Source organism: Pseudoxanthomonas sp. UC19_8 (genome assembly GCF_042700505.1).
Classification (GTDB): domain Bacteria; phylum Pseudomonadota; class Gammaproteobacteria; order Xanthomonadales; family Xanthomonadaceae; genus Pseudoxanthomonas_A; species Pseudoxanthomonas_A winnipegensis.
In genome coordinates, this window is the sequence record NZ_CP170559.1 from 2683287 (window position 1) to 2698794 (window position 15508).

The window sequence follows — 15508 nt, forward strand, 5'->3', positions numbered from 1 at the left end:
TTCTTGCCGGCGAGACAGGCCGGGGAGCGCATAGCCTACCGCCCGGGCGCCGGGCCGGCACTTCCCGCGCGGGTTCAGCGGCCGGGTTCGTCGTTCCACAGCAGCTTGTGCAACTGCATCTGGAAGCGCACCGGCAGGCGGTCCTCGACGATCCAGTCGGCCAGCGCGCGCGGGCTCACCTGATCCTTGGACGGCGAGAACAGCACGGCGCAGCGCTGGTCCAGCGCGTGCTCGCGCACGACCTCGCGGGCCCATTCGTAGTCGGCGCGGCTGCACAGCACGAACTTGACCTGGTCGCGCGCGGTCAGCAGCGGCAGGTTGTCCCAGCGGTTGCGGTGTTCCTCGGCCGAGCCGGGGGTCTTGATGTCGACCACGCGCGAGATGCGCGGATCGACCTGCGAGACGTCCAGCGCGCCGGAGGTCTCCAGCGAGACGTCGTAGCCGGCATCGCACAGCCGCGCCAGCAGGCCGATACAGCGCTTCTGGGCCAGCGGCTCGCCGCCGGTCACGCAGACATGGCGCACGCCCGCGCGCGCGACCTCGGCCAGGATGTCCTCGATCTCCCACCAGGTGCCGCCGTGGAAGGCGTAGGCGGTGTCGCAGTACTGGCAGCGCAGCGGGCAGCCGGTCAGGCGCACGAACACGGTCGGCCAGCCGGCGGCGTCGGCCTCGCCTTGCAGCGAGACGAAGATCTCGGTGATCTTCAGCCGGTCCTGCGGCGATTGTTCGATCTGGCTGGGGACGGCGGCGGCGGCGTTCATTGCGGAGGCTCTCTCAAAACGGCGGCGCCACCGCAGACCTCGCGGTGGCGTTCGAGTGGTGCGTGTAGCGGTACTGCGAAAGGTCCTGGCGGACCTCGTCGGGCTCAGCGGATCTGCCCGACCTGGATCGAATGCAGGCGATCGTCGGCGGTGCGGGCCACGTCGCTGCCGGGGTACTGCTGGATCACCTGCTGCAGCGTGGTCTGCGCGTCGTTGACCTTGCCCAGTCCGTACTGCGCCAGCCCCAGCTTGAGCAGGGCGCCGGGCGCCTTGTCATGGGTGGGATAACGCGAGAGCAGCGCGCGGAACTGGTCGGCGGCCATCTGGTAGTTCTGGGTGACGTAATAGCTCTCGCCCAGCCAGTACAGCGCGTTGGGCGCATAGACGCCACTGGGATACAGCTGCAGGAAGCTGGTGAACAGGTTGGCCGCGTCGGCGTAGTCGCCCTTCTTCAGCGCGTCGAAGGCCACACCGTAGGCGGTGCGCTCGTCGCCGGCCTGGGCCATCGCGCCGGCGTCGCCGTGGACCGCGGGCGGGGCCTCGGCGGTCGCGGCGGGCGCACCCGCCGCCGGCGGCGCAGCCTTGGCGCCGGCCGCGGGCGCCGCGGACACGGGTGGCGGCGCACCGGCGGCCGCGCCGCCGCCACCGCCGCTCTCCAGGCGACCGATGCGGCCGTCCAGGTCGAGGTACTGGTCGCGCGCGCGCTGCTTGAGCTGCTCGTTCTCGTTCTGCAGCTGCTCGACGGTGCCGCGCAGGCTGGCCAGGTCCTGGCGCAGCTGGGTGATCTGGTTGAGCAGGTCGGTATTGGCCTGGGTGTTGTTGGCACGCACTTCCAGCGCGGCGACGCGGTCGGCCAGGCTGGCCTTCTGCGCGAAGGCGGCGGGCGCGGTGCCCAGCGACAGCAGCAGGGCCGGCAGGAGAAGACGGAATCGGATGGGACGCATGGCGCTCACGTAACGAGGGTTGCGGATCGGACGGCCGGAGCATTGAACCATGGCCATCCAACGAAAAGGGCCGGTGCCGACCGGGGCAGACAGGTTGTGTCCTGTTGCCCCGCCCCGGTCACCGGCCCCCGTTGGGCCACCGCGAACGGTGGCCCGAGGTCGAACGTCGATTACTTCGCGGTGTACACGATCTCGACGCGACGGTTCTTGGCCCAGCACTCCTCGGTCGACTCGGTGCAGACCGGGCGCTCTTCGCCGTAGCTCACCACCGACAGCTGGCTGGCCGAACCGCCGGCGGCCTGCAGGGCGGAGGAGACCGCGTTGCCGCGACGCTCGCCCAGGCCCATGTTGTACTCACGCGAACCGCGCTCGTCGGTGTTGCCTTCCAGGTTGATGCGGGCCGACGGACGATCGTTGAGGTACTTGGCGTGGCAGGCCATGATCGCCTGGAACTCCGGCTTGACGGCGTCCTGGTCCAGATCGAAGTACACCACGCGCTGGCGCAGGCAGGCGTCGGTATCCAGATCGCTGGGGCCATAGGCACCGGCATTGGTGGTCGGCTGGGTCATGGCCGGCGGCGGCTCGACGGCCGGCGGCGGCGTCTGGGTCTTGGTGTTCTTCTTACAACCGGCCAGAACGGCCACGGACATCAGGGACAAAGCAACGACGCGGAGAGTGGTGTTCATTTGGGTTCCTTACGCGGATCCGGGGTGGTGGATGCAAAAACGCGGGTTAGTTTAACGCAATGTTAAACCGGCGGAATGACCCTTTCGCATTATTTTTGCGGGGTCTGGTTCCGATACGGCGACCATGCCGGCTCACGCACATCGCCCTGGGCCAGCACCAGGCGCTGGCGGACACGGCCATCGGCGGACACGGCGTACAGCACCCCCCGACCGCCCTCGCGTGCGGCGTACAGGATCATCGAGGCGTTGGGGGCAAAGCTCGGCGACTCATCGAGCGAACCGGGCGAAAGCGTGGTCCAGCGCGGCGAACCGGTGCTGGAATCCATCATGGCGATGCGATAGGTGTTGCCCGAACCCTGGGCCACGGCGATCTTCTTGTCGTCGTAGGAGACGGTCGGGGTGGCGTTGTAGTTGCCCTCGAAGGTCACGCGCGTGGCGCCGCCGCCGCTGGCCGAGGCCTTGTAGATCTGCGGACGGCCGCCGCGGTCGGAGGTGAAGTAGATCGAGCTGCCGTCGGCGCTCCAGGTCGGCTCGGTGTCGATGCCGTACTGGTTGGTGATCTGGGTCAGCGCCTTGCTGCCCAGGTCCATCACGTAGATCTCCGGGTTGCCGCTGCGCGAAAGCGTCAGGGCCAGCTTGCGGCCGTCCGGCGAGAACGCCGGCGCGCCGTTGATGCCGCGGAAGCTGGCGACCAGCTCGCGCGCGCCGGTGGTGATGTCCTGGATGTAGATCGAGGAGTTGCCGCGCTCGAAGCTGACATAGGCCAGCTTGCGGCCATCCGGGCTCCAGGCCGGCGACAGCAGCGGCTCGGCCGAGCGCACGATGGTCTGCGGGTTGAAGCCGTCCGAGTCGGCGACCATCAGCGCGTAGCGCGCATTGGCGCCCAGGCCGGTCTGGGTGACGTAGGCGATGCGGGTCCAGAAGGCGCCGCGGATACCGGTGATCTTCTCGTAGATCGCATCGGCCATCTGGTGGGCGACATCGCGCATGGCGTTGGCGCGGCCGGTCATGGCCAGGCCGAGCAGGCGCTCCTGCTTGGCCACGTCGAACAGTTCGTACTCGACGCGGTAGGCGCCGTTGCCGCCGTCCAGCACGCGACCGACAACAATGTAATCCTGCTTGAGCGCGCGCCAGGTCGGGTACTGGATCTCCGAGCCGCGGGTCGGCTTCTCGACGATGCTGGCCACCGGCAGGGTGCGGAACGCGCCGGAGCGATCCAGGTCGGCGCTGACGACCTGCGAGACGTCGGTGGTCGGTGCGGCGCCCGAGCCCTGGTAGGGCATCGGCACGATGGTGATCGGCAGCGCGGAAGGGTTGCCGCCGACGATGTTGATCTCAAGGCCCTGGCTCTGGGCGAAGGCCGCTGCAGGCAGGAACAGGGCCACGACAAGGGCGAAGTACCGCGTGAGTTTCTTCATGAAGGCTGGGCTTGTGCGAAAAGATCGGCTAGGGATAGCAGCCGACGGGTGAACATTTTCGCAATCATGAACGCCAAGGCGGTGTGAACCACCGCCCGGCATGCCGCGCTCAGCGGTCCTGCGCCTCGAAATTGAAGATCAGGCGGCGGTTGAACACCGGTTCGAAGCCGCGGTACGGCAGCGGCTGGGCCTTGAGCACGGCCGCCTCGATCGAACGCTGACCGGCCGCGTCCATCGGACAGCCCGGCTGTACCTCGGCCGAGATCACCTCGCCGCCGGGCAGCTGGGTCACCAGCACCTTGCAGCGCGTGCCCACCGCCACCGAGTCCGGACGCGTCCACTGGTTCATGACCGCGCTCTGGATGGCCGCCTGGTACTTGGCCAGCAGGCCCGGATCGGTGCCGTTCTGCCCCGGCGAGGGGTTGGACGCGGCGGCCTGCGACGAGGACGCCTGCGTGGCCTGCTGCTGCGAGGCTTGGCGGGCGCGTGCGTCGGCCAGCTGGCGCAGCTTTTGCTCGGCCAGCTGGGCCTGCTTGTCGGCCTGGGCGCGCTGGGCGCGGATGGCGGCCAGCTTCTTCTGCCGGTCGTCCTCTTCCTGCTGCGCGGCCAGGCGCTGGAGGCGCTCGGCTTCTTCCTGCTTCTTGCGCTCGGTCAGGTCGATCTGCTCCTGGCGGCGCTTGGCTTCCTGCTCCTTCTCGGCCTTCTCCTGGGCGATGGCCAGGCGGCTGGCCTCTTCCTGGTTGACCTGCTGCGGATCGGGCACGCGCTCCTGGGCCTGCTGCTGGCGCGGCACCGGCGAATCCTGCGGCTTGGGCTCCGGCACCGGCTGCGGCGGCGGCACGGTGTCCTCGTCGGCCACCGGCTGCGGCATGGGCGTGGGCGGGGTCGGCTTGGGCTCGACCTTGGCCGACTCGCGCACGGCCTGCTGCGCGGCGCGCATGTCGGCGGCCGACAGGTCCAGCGAGGCCTCGATCGCGGGCGAGCCGGCGGCGGCCTCGGCCTGGTCCTGGTTCCAGTGGAAATAGGAGGAGGCGATGATCAGGGCCAGCAGCAACACGTGCACGCCCACGGCCAGGGCGACCGCCGTGCCGGGGCGGTCGCGCGGGTCGCGGCGATCCAGATGCGTGGCCTCAGCGTGCATTGCCGCCCGTGCCGCCGGGTTGCGAGACCAGCCCCACCTTCTTGACGCCGGACTCGGACAGCAGCGCGGTGGCGGTGATCACCTTCTGGTAGTCCGCATCGCCGGGCGCGGCCAGCATCACGCTGATCTTGTCCTCGCCCTGCTCGGCCACCATCGCCTTCAGGCGCGCGGAGATCTCCTCGGGCGAATACGCCTGCAGCTTGTCGTCCTTGGTGACCTTGAGGAAGTAGTTGCCGTCCTTGTCCACGGTCATGATGATCGGATCGCTCTTGCTCTCCACCGACTTGGCGTGCGACTTGGGCAGCTCCACGTTGACCGCCAGGGTCAGCATCGGCGCGGTCACCATGAAGATGATCAGCAGCACCAGCATCACGTCGATGTAGGGCACGACGTTGATCTCGGATTTCAGCTTGCGCCGCTTGCGGCTGCGCGAAATGGCCGACTGCATGGACGCCTCCCTCAGGCTTCGCCGGTCTGGCGCTGCAGGATCGAGCTGAACTCGTCGGCGAAGGTTTCATAGCGCACCGAGATGCGCTCGACGCGGGTGGTGAAGCGGTTGTAGGCCCACACCGCCGGGATGGCCACGAACAGGCCGATGGCCGTGGCGAACAGCGCCTCGGAAATGCCCGGCGCGACCGCGGCGATGCCGGCCTGCTCACCGCTGTTGAGCATGTCGTGCATGGTCACCATGATGCCGAACACGGTGCCGACCAGGCCCACGTAGGGCGCGGTCGAGCCGATGTTGGCCAGCAGCTCCAGGTTGCGCTCCAGCGCGTCGATCTCGCGCACGTAGGCGGTGCGCATGGCGCGCTGGGCGCCCTCCAGCTGCACGCGCCCATCGGTGTGGCGCTTGTCGCGCAGGCGGGCGAACTCGCGGAAGCCCGACTCGAAGATCGCCTCCAGGCCGGTGACCACGCGGCCGCGATCGGTGGCCGCCGCATACAGCTTGCCCAGATCGGCGCCGGACCAGAAGCGGCCCTCGAACTCGTCGGCATCGCGGTTGGCGCGCTTGAACACGCCGGCCTTGCGGAAAATGATGATCCAGCTCACCAGCGAGCCGGTCAGCAGCAGCAGCACGATCACCTTGACCGGCAGGCTGGCCTTGAGCAGCAGCTCGAAGTAGTTGATGGAGCTGTGGGCGGCCTGCGCGGTGGCCTGGGCAGCCGCGGCGGCAGCCTCCGGCGGCAGGGTCTCGGTCACGGCGTCCTGCAGCGCCAGGAGCAATCCAATCATCCGTTGTTTCCTCGGGGGTTCTACGCTTTAAAGAAGGGGGAGCGGCAAAGGGGTCAGGCGGGGACTTCCAACAGCTTGAATTCCTGGTACAGCGCCTCGTCCAGCCCGACCGGGCGGAACGCGGACGCGGACACCGCGGCGATCTTCACCTGCGCGGCCAGCAGCCGTTCCTCCCCGCGCCAGATCGCCTGGTCGAACACGATGCTGGCGCGCCGCACCTGGCGCACCTGCACGGTCACGGTGAGCAGGTCGTCCAGGCGCGCGGGCCTGAGGAAGTCCAACTGCATGCCGCGCACCACGAACACCAGATCGTGTTCGCGGCGCAGCTGTTCCTGCATCTGGCCGCGCGATCGCATCCATTCGCTGCGCGCGCGCTCGAGGAAGGCCACGTACTGCGCGTGGTAGACCACCCCGCCCGCGTCGGTATCTTCCCAGTAGACCCTTGTCGGAATACTGAACGGTTGCCCATCGGCGACGGCCTGGGCGGGCGATTCAACAGTCATCGGGTGCTCCGGAGCGCTGTGGGGCGCGGGATTCGGCAGGCCTTACGGTGCATCAGAACAAGGCCTCGGAGTCCGGGAACGGCAGCCCGGCGTCGCGCTTGGGCTGCAGCCCCAGGTGCGAATAGGCCTTGGCCGTGGCCATGCGCCCGCGTGCGGTCCGCACCAGGAAACCCTGCTGGATCAGATAGGGCTCGATCACGTCTTCCAGCGTGCCGCGCTCTTCGGACAGGGCCGCGGCCAGCGACTCCACGCCGACTGGCCCGCCGTCGAAGCTCTCCACGATGGTGTGCAGCAGGCGGCGATCGAGCTCGTCGAAGCCTTCCGGATCGACCTTGAGCATGGCCATGGCGGCATCGGCGGTGTCGCGGCTGATCTGGCCGCCGGCCCTGACCTGCGCGTAATCGCGCACGCGCCGCAGCAGGCGGTTGGCGATGCGCGGCGTGCCGCGCGAGCGGCGCGCGATCTCGGCCGCGCCCTCGGGCTCGCAGGGAATGCCCATGATCTGCGCCGAGCGGCGCACGATCCGGGTCAGCTCGGCGGTGTCGTAGAACTGCAGGCGCTGGACGATGCCGAAGCGGTCGCGGAGCGGCGCGGTCAGCAGGCCGGCGCGGGTAGTCGCGCCGATCAGGGTGAACGGCGGCAGGTCGATCTTGATCGAACGCGCGGCCGGGCCCTCGCCGATCATGATGTCCAGCTGGAAATCCTCCATCGCCGGGTACAGCACTTCCTCCACCACCGGCGAGAGACGATGGATCTCGTCGATGAACAGCACATCGTGCGGCTGCAGGTTGGTCAGCAGCGCGGCCAGGTCGCCAGCCTTCTCGATCACAGGGCCAGAGGTCGTGCGCAGGCTGACGCCCAGCTCGTTGGCGATGACGTGGCTGAGCGTGGTCTTGCCCAGACCCGGCGGCCCGAAGATCAGCACATGGTCCAGCGCCTCGCCGCGACCCTTGGCGGCCTGGATGTAGATGTCCAGCTGCTCGCGCACCGGCTGCTGGCCCAGGTAGTCGGCCAGGCGCTTGGGCCGGATCGAGGCCTCCAGGGCATCGTCCTCACGGGTGGCGTCGGCGGCGATGATGCGGTCCTGGGTCATGCGGCTATGGTACGGGCAGGAGTGCGGCGTGAGGGGAAGCGAGCCTGCTTTGACGCGTGCTCACTGCGCTTCGCTTACGCCCCGCCCTCAGATCTCCACCTGCGCCCCCAGCTCCACCAGGCGGTTGCCGGGGATGCGGAAGAAGTTGGTGGCCGGGGCGGCGTTGCGGTGCATGGCGGCGAACAGCTTGTCGCGCCAGACCGGCATGCCGCGGTGGGCGCTGGCCACGATGTTCTCGCGGCTGGCGAAGAAGGTGGTGTCCATCGGATCGAAGTACGGCCCGCCCTGATCGCAGCTGCGCATCAGCGCCAGCGGCACGTCCGGGGTCTCCATGAAGCCGAACTTGACGATGACGCGGTAGAACTCGTCGCCGATCTCCTCGACCTTCATGCGCTTGTCGGCCGGCGCGTAAGGCAGCGGCAGGGTGTACACGGTCAAAAAGACGTTGCGCTCGTGCAGGACCTTGTTGTGCTTGAGGTTGTGCAGCAGCGCGTGCGGCACCATGCCGGTCTGCGCGGTCAGGAACACCGCCGTGCCCGGCACGCGCGCCGGCGGGGCCAGCATCAGCCCGGGCAGGAAGCTGTCCAGCGCGATGCCGTCCTTGCGGATCTCCGCGCCCAGCAGCTCGCGCCCGCGCCGCCAGGTGCGCAGCAGGGTGAACACCACCAGACCCAGCGCCAGCGGGAACCACGCGCCGTCGAAGAACTTGGCGCCGTTGGCGATGACGAAGCCGACATCGACGATGAAGAACACCACGCACAGCGGCAGCACCCAGGTGCGCCACTTCGGCCACAGCGCGCGCGCCACCAGCGCCAGCAGCAGGGTGTCGATCATCATCGTGGCCGACACCGAGATGCCGTAGGCGGTGGCCAGCGCGGTGGAACTGCCGAAGGCCAGGACCACGGCCAGCACCGCCAGCATCATCAGCCAGTTCACGCCCGGCACGTAGATCTGGCCGATGGTGTCGTGCGAGGTGTGCTTGACCGTCATGCGCGGGATGTAGCCCAGCTGCATGGCCTGGCGCGCCACCGAGAAGGCGCCGCTGATGACCGCCTGCGAGGCGATGATGGCGGCCATGGTGGCCAGCACGATCATCGGGTACAGCGCCCAGTCCGGCACCGCCTCGTAGAACGGGTTGTTGACCGCGGCCGGGTCCTGCAGCACCAGCGCGCCCTGGCCCAGGTAGTTGAGCATCAGGCACGGCAGCACCAGGATGTACCAGGCGTAGCGGATCGGCTGGGCGCCGAAGTGGCCCATGTCCGCGTACAGCGCCTCGCCGCCGGTCACCGCCAGCACCACCGCGCCCAGGATCAGCACCGAGTGCCAGCCGTGGGTCGCAAAGAAGTTCACCGCCCAGAACGGGTTGAAGGCCTTGAGCACCTCGGGCGCGTCGAAGATGTTGTAGATGCCGATGGCCGCCAGGGCCAGGAACCACACCGTGGTGATCGGCCCGAAGATCTTGCCCACCTTCTCGGTGCCGAAGCGCTGGGCCATGAACACCAGGATCAGGATCACCACCGTGATCGGCACGATCCAGTGGTCCAGCGCCGGCGCCGCCACTTCCAGGCCCTCGACCGCGCCCAGCACCGAGATGGCCGGGGTGATCACGCCGTCGCCGAAGAACAGCGAGGCGCCGAAGATGCCGAGGATGCCGACCACATAGGCCGACCGCGAGCCCTTGGGCAGGGTGCGCTGGGCCAGGGTCATCAGCGCCATGATCCCGCCCTCGCCGTCATTGTCGGCGCGCATGATGATGGTGACGTACTTGATCGTCACGGTGATCACCAGCGCCCAGAACACCAGCGACAGAATCCCCAGGATGGTGTCGTGGTTGCCGACCAGGCCGAAGTGCGGCGAGAAGGCTTCCTTGAGCGTGTACAGCGGGCTGGTGCCGATGTCGCCGAACACCACGCCGATGGCACCCAGCACCAGGCCGGGCATGCCCCGGTTGCCGTGGCCGTGGTGGGCGGGCGCGTTGCTGGTCGAGGTCGTGGCGGAGGGCGAAGACATGCGGCGCTAGCCTACTGCTGAAAAAGTGAGGATGTCCTGCACGCTTCAGCGCAGGGCCGAACGCAGCGCCTTGCGGATGATCTGCGCCGCGTCGTCGCCGGCGGCGGCCGCGTCGCGGGCCATGCGCTGGGCCTCGGCCGGCTTGTAGCCGAGCTGCTGCAGGGCGACGATCGCCTCGGACTGCGGATCGGCCGGCGCGCTCATGGGCGAGACCACATCGCCGCCGGTCAGCGCCGCGGCGCGGTCGCGCAGCTCCACCACCATGCGCTCGGCGGTCTTCTTGCCGATGCCGGGGATGCGGGTGAGCGCGGTGACGTCGCCGGCCTGCACCAGCCGGGCGAACTCGTCCACGCTGACCCCGGACAGGATGGCCAGGGCGATCTTGGCGCCAATGCCGGTGACCTTCTGCACGTCGCGGAACAGCCGGCGCTCGCCCTCGCGCAGGAAGCCGTACAGCGAGACGCTGTCCTCCTTCTGCGCGTAATGGGTGAACAGCGTGACCTCGCGGCCCAGCTCGGGCAGGTCGTAGATGGTGCTCATCGGCGCTTCCAGCTCATAGCCGACGCCGCCGCCGACCTCGATCACCAGCCAGGGCGGGGACTTGGCGATGAGGATGCCGCGCAGGCGGCCGATCATGGGCATGCCTCCGGCATGCAGGGGCCAGGGCCAGGGGCCGGAGGCCAGAGGAAAGCGCGAAGCAGGCGGCACATGGCGATGTAAGGAGCGCAGCTTCGCTGCGTCCCCTGGCCCCTCGTCCCTCGCCCATGACCTCCGGCCTCATTTCCGGCTCCACGCCACACGGGCGTCAACGCCCATGCGCGCGGCGGTGGCGCGCACGTGGGCGTGGGTGATGGCCACCGCCAGCGCATCGGCGGCGTCGGCCTGCAGCTTGCCTTTCAGGTTGAGCATGATCGCGACCATGTGCTGGATCTGTTCCTTCTCGGCGCTGCCCCGACCGACCAGCGCCAGCTTGATTTGCTTCGGCGCGTACTCGTGCACCGGCAGGTCGCGCAGGACCACGGCGCTGATCGCCGCGCCGCGCGCCTGGCCCAGTTTGAGGGCCGAGTCGGCGCTCTTGCCGACAAACACCTGCTCGATCGCCACCTCGTGCGGCTGCCAGGCGTCCACCAGCTCGGCCAGCCCCAGCAGCAGGCGCTTGAGCCGCAGCGGGAACCCGCCCTCGCCCAGCAGCACCAGCGGCCCGTTGTAGACGTGGACCGCCCGCCCGGCGGCGTCGACATCGATGATGCCGATGCCGGTGCGCTGCGAGCCGGGGTCGATGCCGAGGATGCGAAGGGTGGAGCCGGGACCAGGGGCCGGAGGCCGGGGACCAGGAGGAACAAGCGCCCGATCCAAAACTGATCGCGCTGGTGCAACGCTCGGGGCTTCTCCCTGGCCCCGGCCCCTGGTCCCCGGCCCCTCCCCTGCCGCGCCCCGGGCCGCGTCACCTAGCTTCCCTCGCCCAGCGCGGCCTGATCGGCGTTGGAATAGACGTTCTGCACGTCGTCCAGGTCCTCGAGCATGGCCAGCAGCTTGGACACCTGCTGGGCGGTCTCGCCGTCCACGGCCACATCGTTGTCGGCGCGCAGGGTGACCTCGGCATAGCCGGGGGTGAAGCCGGCGGCGGCGAGCGCCTGGCGGACTTCCTCGAAGCCCTCCGGCGTGGTCAGCACGTCGATCGCGCCGTCCTCCGGGTACACCACCACGTCCTCGGCGCCGGCCTCGATGGCCGCCTCGGTCAGCGCGTCCTCGTCCAGGCCGCCGTCGAAACTCAGCACGCCGAGCTTCCTGAACATGAAGGCCACCGAGCCCTCGGTGCCCATGTTGCCGCCGCACTTGGCGAAGGCGTGGCGCACGTCGGCCACGGTGCGCACGCGGTTGTCGGTCAGGCAGTCCACGATCACGGCCACGCCGCCGGGCGCGTAGCCCTCGTAGCGGATGGTCTCGTACTCGACGCCTTCCAGTTCGCCGGTGGCCTTCTTGATCGCGCGCTCCATGACGTCCTTGGTCATGTTGGCCGCCAGGCCCTTGTCCATGGCCGTGCGCAGGGCGGGATTGTTGGCCGGATCGCCGCCGCCGGGGCCGCGCGCGGCCACGCTGATCTCGCGGATGATCTTGGTGAACACCTTGCCGCGCTTGGCGTCCATGGCGTTCTTGCGGGCTTCGATCGAAGGGCCTCGACCCATGACACACTTCCGTTGGCTGAACTTGAGACGAAGCGGCAATTTTACCCCATGCCGCGCGCCCTGCCGCCGGGGCCTGGGGCCTGTCATCCCTCCCCGGGCCGGTCGCGCCGACCTTCGGGTTGGCGGCCTACCCGGGGAGGGATGACAGACCCTGGCACCGGAACTGCCCGTGCCGCAGGAAGGCCACCACCTGGCGCGCGGCCTGCGGCGAGAACGGCAGGCCGGAATGGCTGGCGTGCACGCAGCAGTGATCGACCAGGCCGGACAGGCGGGTCTCGGCCAGGGCCACGGTGCCGTCGCAAGGTTCGTTCACGCCGGCCAGCAGGCGGCCGACGCCGCGCGGCACGTCGCCGGCGATCATGCCGACCTCGGTGGGGCCGCTCCACGGCGGACAGCCCCGGTCCAGCAGCAGCGCGCTACGGCCGAGCACGCTGCCCCAGCCGCGCTGCGCGAGCACCTGCGCGGTCGCACTGCCGGACAGTGGCGATCCCAGGCAGACCAGGCGCGGCACGGGCAGGCCCGGATGCCGGCGCAAGGTCTCCAGCGCGATCAGCCCGCCGAGGCTATGGCCGACCAGATGGGTCGGGCGCGCCTGGCGCAGGTGCGCGGCCAGGCGCGCGATGGCCACCTGCGGACCGCCGGTGACGCTGGGATAGCCGAAGGGTTCGGCGGCGAAACCCGCCCGTCGCAGCCGCCAGGCCAGTGGCTGCATCCACAGCGGCGCGTTCCAGATGCCATGCAGCACCAGCACCGATGGCAACGGCGCCCGCAGGTCGGCGCGAGCGTCGGGTCGGCTCAGTCGCAGGTCACCGCGGTGATCCGGTCCTGGGCATCGACGTGCACGGTGACCCGGTCCATGCCGATGTCCGAGGAGGTCTCGCCCGCGCCGAGGGTGCGCAGGCGCTTGGCCCGGCTCTCGGCCTGGATGCGGTCCAGCACGCCCTGCTCGGCCACCCGGCCGATGGCCCAGCTGCCCGAGGCCGACGTGCAGCGCATCATCTTCTCTCCCCCGCAGCCGGCCAACAGCCCGCAGGCCAGGGACAGTGCCAACAGCGCGCGCCTTCCTTGCATTTCGGATTCCTCCTTGGAGATGGGCGCAGCATGACCCAAGCGCGGGCCGCGCTCAACCGTGCGCTCAGGCGGGGCGACGCAGGATGAACTCGTCGTCCAGCACGTTGCCGACGGCGAACTGGTACTCGCCCACCTTGTCAAACCCGTGCCGCGCGTAGAAGCGCTGCGCACCGAAGTTCTGCGACCACACCCCGACCCACAGCGGGCGCGGGCCGTCGCGCAGCAGCCAGTCGATCGTGGCCTGGAACAGCTGCGTGCCGATGCCGGCGTTCTGCTGCTCCTGCAGTAGATAGAGGCGCTTGAGCTCGCCATCGCCGGGCTGCACGCCCGGATGCGGCAGCCCGCAGGGGCCGGCGGCCGCGTGCCCGATCGCCTGGCCCTCGCGCTCGGCCAGGAAGATCGCGTAGTCCGGATGCGCCAGCACGATCCGCATGCGCTCCAGTGCATAGGCCTCATCCAGGAAATCGCGCAGGTCGCCCGGCGGATACAGGTGACCGAAGGTCTGCACGAAGGTGCGCTCGGCCAGCGCGGAGAGCGTGTGGGCGTCGTCCAGGGTGGCGCGGCGGATCAGCATCGGGCTAGGAACGAGTCGAGAGGAACGAGGAACGAGTGGAGAAGCACGGGCGAAAGCCGGTCAAAGCAGCGCTTGGTACTCGTTCCTCGTTCCTCTTCACTCGTTCCTCTTCTCGCGCACCTGCACGTGCACCTCGGCCAGCTGCGCGTCCGGGATCGGCGAGGGCGCGTCGGTCATCAGGTCCTGCGCGCCGGTGGTCTTGGGGAAGGGGATCACGTCGCGGATCGACTCGGTGCCGGCCATCAGCGCGGCGATGCGGTCGATGCCGAAGGCGATGCCGCCGTGCGGCGGGGCGCCGTAGTTGAGCGCGTCGAGCAGGAAGCCGAACTTGGCGCGCGCCTCCTCGGCGCCGATGCCGAGCAGTTCGAACACCGCGCTCTGCATCTCCGGGCGATGGATGCGGATCGAACCGCCGCCGATCTCGTTGCCGTTGAGCACCATGTCGTAGCCGCGCGAGACCGCGGTCCTGGCGTGGGCGCTCAGGTCCTCGATCGAATCCACCGCCGGTGCGGTGAACGGATGGTGCAGGGCCACGTAGCGCTGCGCCTCCTCGTCCCACTCGAACATCGGGAAGTCGGTGACCCACAGCGGGCGCCAGCCCTCCTGGACCAGGCCGAAGTCCTTGCCGGCCTTCAGGCGCACGGCGCCCATGAAGTCCGAGACCTTGCCGTAGGCACCGGCGCCGAAGAACACCAGGTCGCCCTTGCCCGCGCCGACATGTGCGATGAGCGCGGCGAACTTGTCCTCGGCGAAGAACTTGGCGATCGGCGAGGTGATCTCGCCGGTCTCGCCGATCTTGATGTAGGCCAGACCCTTGCTGCCGTACTTGGCCGCGTGCGCGGCGTACTCGTCGATCTGCTTGCGCGACAGCGTCGCACCGCCGGGGATGCGCAGCGCGGCCACGCGGCCGTCGGCATCGTTGGCCGGGCCGGTGAACACGGCGAAGTCGCTGTCCTTGACCAGCTCGGCCACGTCGACCAGCTCCAGATCGATGCGCAGGTCCGGCTTGTCCGAGCCGTAGCGGGCCATCGCCTCGGCCCAGGTCATGCGCGGGAACTGCGCGTCCAGCTCGACGTCCACGACCTCCTTGAAGATCGCGCGGATCATCTCCTCGACGAAGTCCTGCACATCGCGCTCGCGCACGAAGGCGAACTCCATGTCCAGCTGGGTGAACTCCAGCTGGCGGTCGGCGCGCAGGGCCTCGTCGCGGAAGCAGCGCGCGATCTGGTAGTAGCGGTCGAAGCCGGCCACCATCAGGATCTGCTTGAACAGCTGCGGGCTCTGCGGCAGGGCGTAGAACTCGCCCGGGTGCATGCGCGCCGGCACCAGGAAGTCGCGCGCGCCTTCCGGCGTGGCCTTGGTCAGGATCGGGGTCTCGATGTCCTGGAAGCCGCGCGCGTCCAGGTGGCGGCGCAGCGCCTGCACCAGCTTGATGCGGGTGCGCTGCATGCGCTGCATCTCCGGACGGCGCAGATCGAGATACCGGTACTTCAGGCGGGTGTCCTCGCCCGGGTTCTCGTGCGCATGGAACGGCAGCGGCGCGGCCTTGTTGAGCACGGTGATCTTCGAGGCGATCACCTCGACCTTGCCGGTCTTGAGCTTGTCGTTGACCGCGTGGCGCGCGCGGACCACGCCCTCGACCTGCAGTACGTCCTCATAGCCCAGCGAGGCGGCCACGGCGAACACCTCGGCGTTGTCCAGCTCGACGGTGACCTGAACGATGCCCTCGTGGTCGCGCAGGTCGATGAAGCACACCCCGCCCTGATTGCGGGCCACGTCGGTCCAGCCGGCCAGAGTGACGGTTTGGCCGATCAGGGTCTCATCGACCAGGCCGCAGAAGTGGGTACGCATGTGAGCAAACTCCGGGCAGGCCGCACGCCGCGGCCGG

Annotated in this window: 17 protein-coding genes; all 17 read right to left on the minus strand. The window is 69.2% G+C overall.

The window, feature by feature from the left end:
- Nucleotides 1-74: 74 nt before the first annotated feature.
- Entirely contained in the window at nucleotides 75-761 is a 687-nt protein-coding gene (gene queE / locus ACFJIT_RS11925) for a 7-carboxy-7-deazaguanine synthase QueE (protein ID WP_379653710.1), read from the minus strand.
- A 104-nt stretch (nucleotides 762-865) separates the two neighbouring features.
- The gene (ybgF, locus tag ACFJIT_RS11930) at nucleotides 866-1696 is read right to left on the minus strand and encodes a tol-pal system protein YbgF (RefSeq protein ID WP_379655767.1); all 831 of its coding nucleotides are present in this window, start codon (nucleotides 1694-1696) and stop codon (nucleotides 866-868) included.
- Nucleotides 1697-1875: 179 nt separating this feature from the next.
- Complete coding sequence (gene pal / locus ACFJIT_RS11935; protein WP_130533607.1) at nucleotides 1876-2391, minus strand: peptidoglycan-associated lipoprotein Pal; 516 nt, start codon at nucleotides 2389-2391, stop codon at nucleotides 1876-1878.
- A gap of 89 nt (nucleotides 2392-2480) precedes the next feature.
- Nucleotides 2481-3809, minus strand: a complete 1329-nt coding sequence (gene tolB / locus ACFJIT_RS11940; protein WP_130515839.1) for a Tol-Pal system beta propeller repeat protein TolB — start codon at nucleotides 3807-3809, stop codon at nucleotides 2481-2483.
- Nucleotides 3810-3918: 109 nt separating this feature from the next.
- Nucleotides 3919-4950: a cell envelope integrity protein TolA gene (gene tolA / locus ACFJIT_RS11945; protein ID WP_130515837.1), complete on the minus strand. Its 1032-nt coding sequence runs from the start codon at nucleotides 4948-4950 to the stop codon at nucleotides 3919-3921.
- Nucleotides 4940-5398 carry a protein TolR gene (gene tolR, locus ACFJIT_RS11950; RefSeq protein ID WP_130515836.1) on the minus strand — a complete coding sequence of 153 codons (459 nt, stop codon included), beginning with the start codon at nucleotides 5396-5398 and terminating at the stop codon, nucleotides 4940-4942. Before tolR ends, tolA begins: the two co-directional genes overlap by 11 nt.
- A gap of 11 nt (nucleotides 5399-5409) precedes the next feature.
- Nucleotides 5410-6183 (minus strand): protein TolQ, encoded by a 774-nt coding sequence (gene tolQ / locus ACFJIT_RS11955; RefSeq protein ID WP_130515834.1) that lies wholly within the window; start codon nucleotides 6181-6183, stop codon nucleotides 5410-5412.
- Between the two features lie 53 nt (nucleotides 6184-6236).
- A complete protein-coding gene (gene ybgC, locus ACFJIT_RS11960) occupies nucleotides 6237-6686 on the minus strand; it encodes a tol-pal system-associated acyl-CoA thioesterase (RefSeq protein ID WP_379653711.1) in 450 nt (149 codons plus the stop codon).
- Between the two features lie 52 nt (nucleotides 6687-6738).
- Nucleotides 6739-7779, minus strand: coding sequence for a Holliday junction branch migration DNA helicase RuvB (gene ruvB / locus ACFJIT_RS11965; protein WP_379653712.1), 1041 nt, complete (start codon nucleotides 7777-7779; stop codon nucleotides 6739-6741).
- An 87-nt stretch (nucleotides 7780-7866) separates the two neighbouring features.
- Nucleotides 7867-9789: a potassium transporter Kup gene (locus tag ACFJIT_RS11970; protein ID WP_379653713.1), complete on the minus strand. Its 1923-nt coding sequence runs from the start codon at nucleotides 9787-9789 to the stop codon at nucleotides 7867-7869.
- Nucleotides 9790-9834: 45 nt separating this feature from the next.
- The gene (gene ruvA / locus ACFJIT_RS11975; protein WP_379653714.1) at nucleotides 9835-10425 is read right to left on the minus strand and encodes a Holliday junction branch migration protein RuvA; all 591 of its coding nucleotides are present in this window, start codon (nucleotides 10423-10425) and stop codon (nucleotides 9835-9837) included.
- A 141-nt stretch (nucleotides 10426-10566) separates the two neighbouring features.
- Nucleotides 10567-11079: a crossover junction endodeoxyribonuclease RuvC gene (gene ruvC, locus ACFJIT_RS11980; protein ID WP_379655768.1), complete on the minus strand. Its 513-nt coding sequence runs from the start codon at nucleotides 11077-11079 to the stop codon at nucleotides 10567-10569.
- A 158-nt stretch (nucleotides 11080-11237) separates the two neighbouring features.
- Nucleotides 11238-11975 (minus strand): YebC/PmpR family DNA-binding transcriptional regulator, encoded by a 738-nt coding sequence (locus tag ACFJIT_RS11985; protein ID WP_379653715.1) that lies wholly within the window; start codon nucleotides 11973-11975, stop codon nucleotides 11238-11240.
- Between the two features lie 127 nt (nucleotides 11976-12102).
- Entirely contained in the window at nucleotides 12103-12687 is a 585-nt protein-coding gene (locus ACFJIT_RS11990) for a lipase family alpha/beta hydrolase (RefSeq protein ID WP_379655769.1), read from the minus strand.
- 83 nt (nucleotides 12688-12770) lie between these two features.
- Entirely contained in the window at nucleotides 12771-13046 is a 276-nt protein-coding gene (locus ACFJIT_RS11995) for a hypothetical protein (RefSeq protein ID WP_379653716.1), read from the minus strand.
- 64 nt (nucleotides 13047-13110) lie between these two features.
- Complete coding sequence (locus tag ACFJIT_RS12000) at nucleotides 13111-13620, minus strand: GNAT family N-acetyltransferase (RefSeq protein ID WP_379653717.1); 510 nt, start codon at nucleotides 13618-13620, stop codon at nucleotides 13111-13113.
- A 96-nt stretch (nucleotides 13621-13716) separates the two neighbouring features.
- Complete coding sequence (aspS, locus tag ACFJIT_RS12005; RefSeq protein WP_379653718.1) at nucleotides 13717-15471, minus strand: aspartate--tRNA ligase; 1755 nt, start codon at nucleotides 15469-15471, stop codon at nucleotides 13717-13719.
- Nucleotides 15472-15508 lie beyond the last annotated feature (37 nt).

Coding starts and splice junctions, on each gene's coding strand:
- queE (WP_379653710.1), bottom strand. CDS start 761: ATGAACGCCGCCGCCGCCGTCCCCAGCCAGATCGAACAATCGCCGCAG.
- pal (WP_130533607.1), bottom strand. CDS start 2,391: ATGAACACCACTCTCCGCGTCGTTGCTTTGTCCCTGATGTCCGTGGCC.
- tolB (WP_130515839.1), bottom strand. CDS start 3,809: ATGAAGAAACTCACGCGGTACTTCGCCCTTGTCGTGGCCCTGTTCCTG.
- tolA (WP_130515837.1), bottom strand. CDS start 4,950: ATGCACGCTGAGGCCACGCATCTGGATCGCCGCGACCCGCGCGACCGC.
- tolR (WP_130515836.1), bottom strand. CDS start 5,398: ATGCAGTCGGCCATTTCGCGCAGCCGCAAGCGGCGCAAGCTGAAATCC.
- tolQ (WP_130515834.1), bottom strand. CDS start 6,183: ATGATTGGATTGCTCCTGGCGCTGCAGGACGCCGTGACCGAGACCCTG.
- ybgC (WP_379653711.1), bottom strand. CDS start 6,686: ATGACTGTTGAATCGCCCGCCCAGGCCGTCGCCGATGGGCAACCGTTC.
- ruvB (WP_379653712.1), bottom strand. CDS start 7,779: ATGACCCAGGACCGCATCATCGCCGCCGACGCCACCCGTGAGGACGAT.
- ACFJIT_RS11970 (WP_379653713.1), bottom strand. CDS start 9,789: ATGTCTTCGCCCTCCGCCACGACCTCGACCAGCAACGCGCCCGCCCAC.
- ruvA (WP_379653714.1), bottom strand. CDS start 10,425: ATGATCGGCCGCCTGCGCGGCATCCTCATCGCCAAGTCCCCGCCCTGG.
- ACFJIT_RS11985 (WP_379653715.1), bottom strand. CDS start 11,975: ATGGGTCGAGGCCCTTCGATCGAAGCCCGCAAGAACGCCATGGACGCC.
- ACFJIT_RS11990 (WP_379655769.1), bottom strand. CDS start 12,687: ATGCAGCCACTGGCCTGGCGGCTGCGACGGGCGGGTTTCGCCGCCGAA.
- ACFJIT_RS11995 (WP_379653716.1), bottom strand. CDS start 13,046: ATGCAAGGAAGGCGCGCGCTGTTGGCACTGTCCCTGGCCTGCGGGCTG.
- ACFJIT_RS12000 (WP_379653717.1), bottom strand. CDS start 13,620: ATGCTGATCCGCCGCGCCACCCTGGACGACGCCCACACGCTCTCCGCG.
- aspS (WP_379653718.1), bottom strand. CDS start 15,471: ATGCGTACCCACTTCTGCGGCCTGGTCGATGAGACCCTGATCGGCCAA.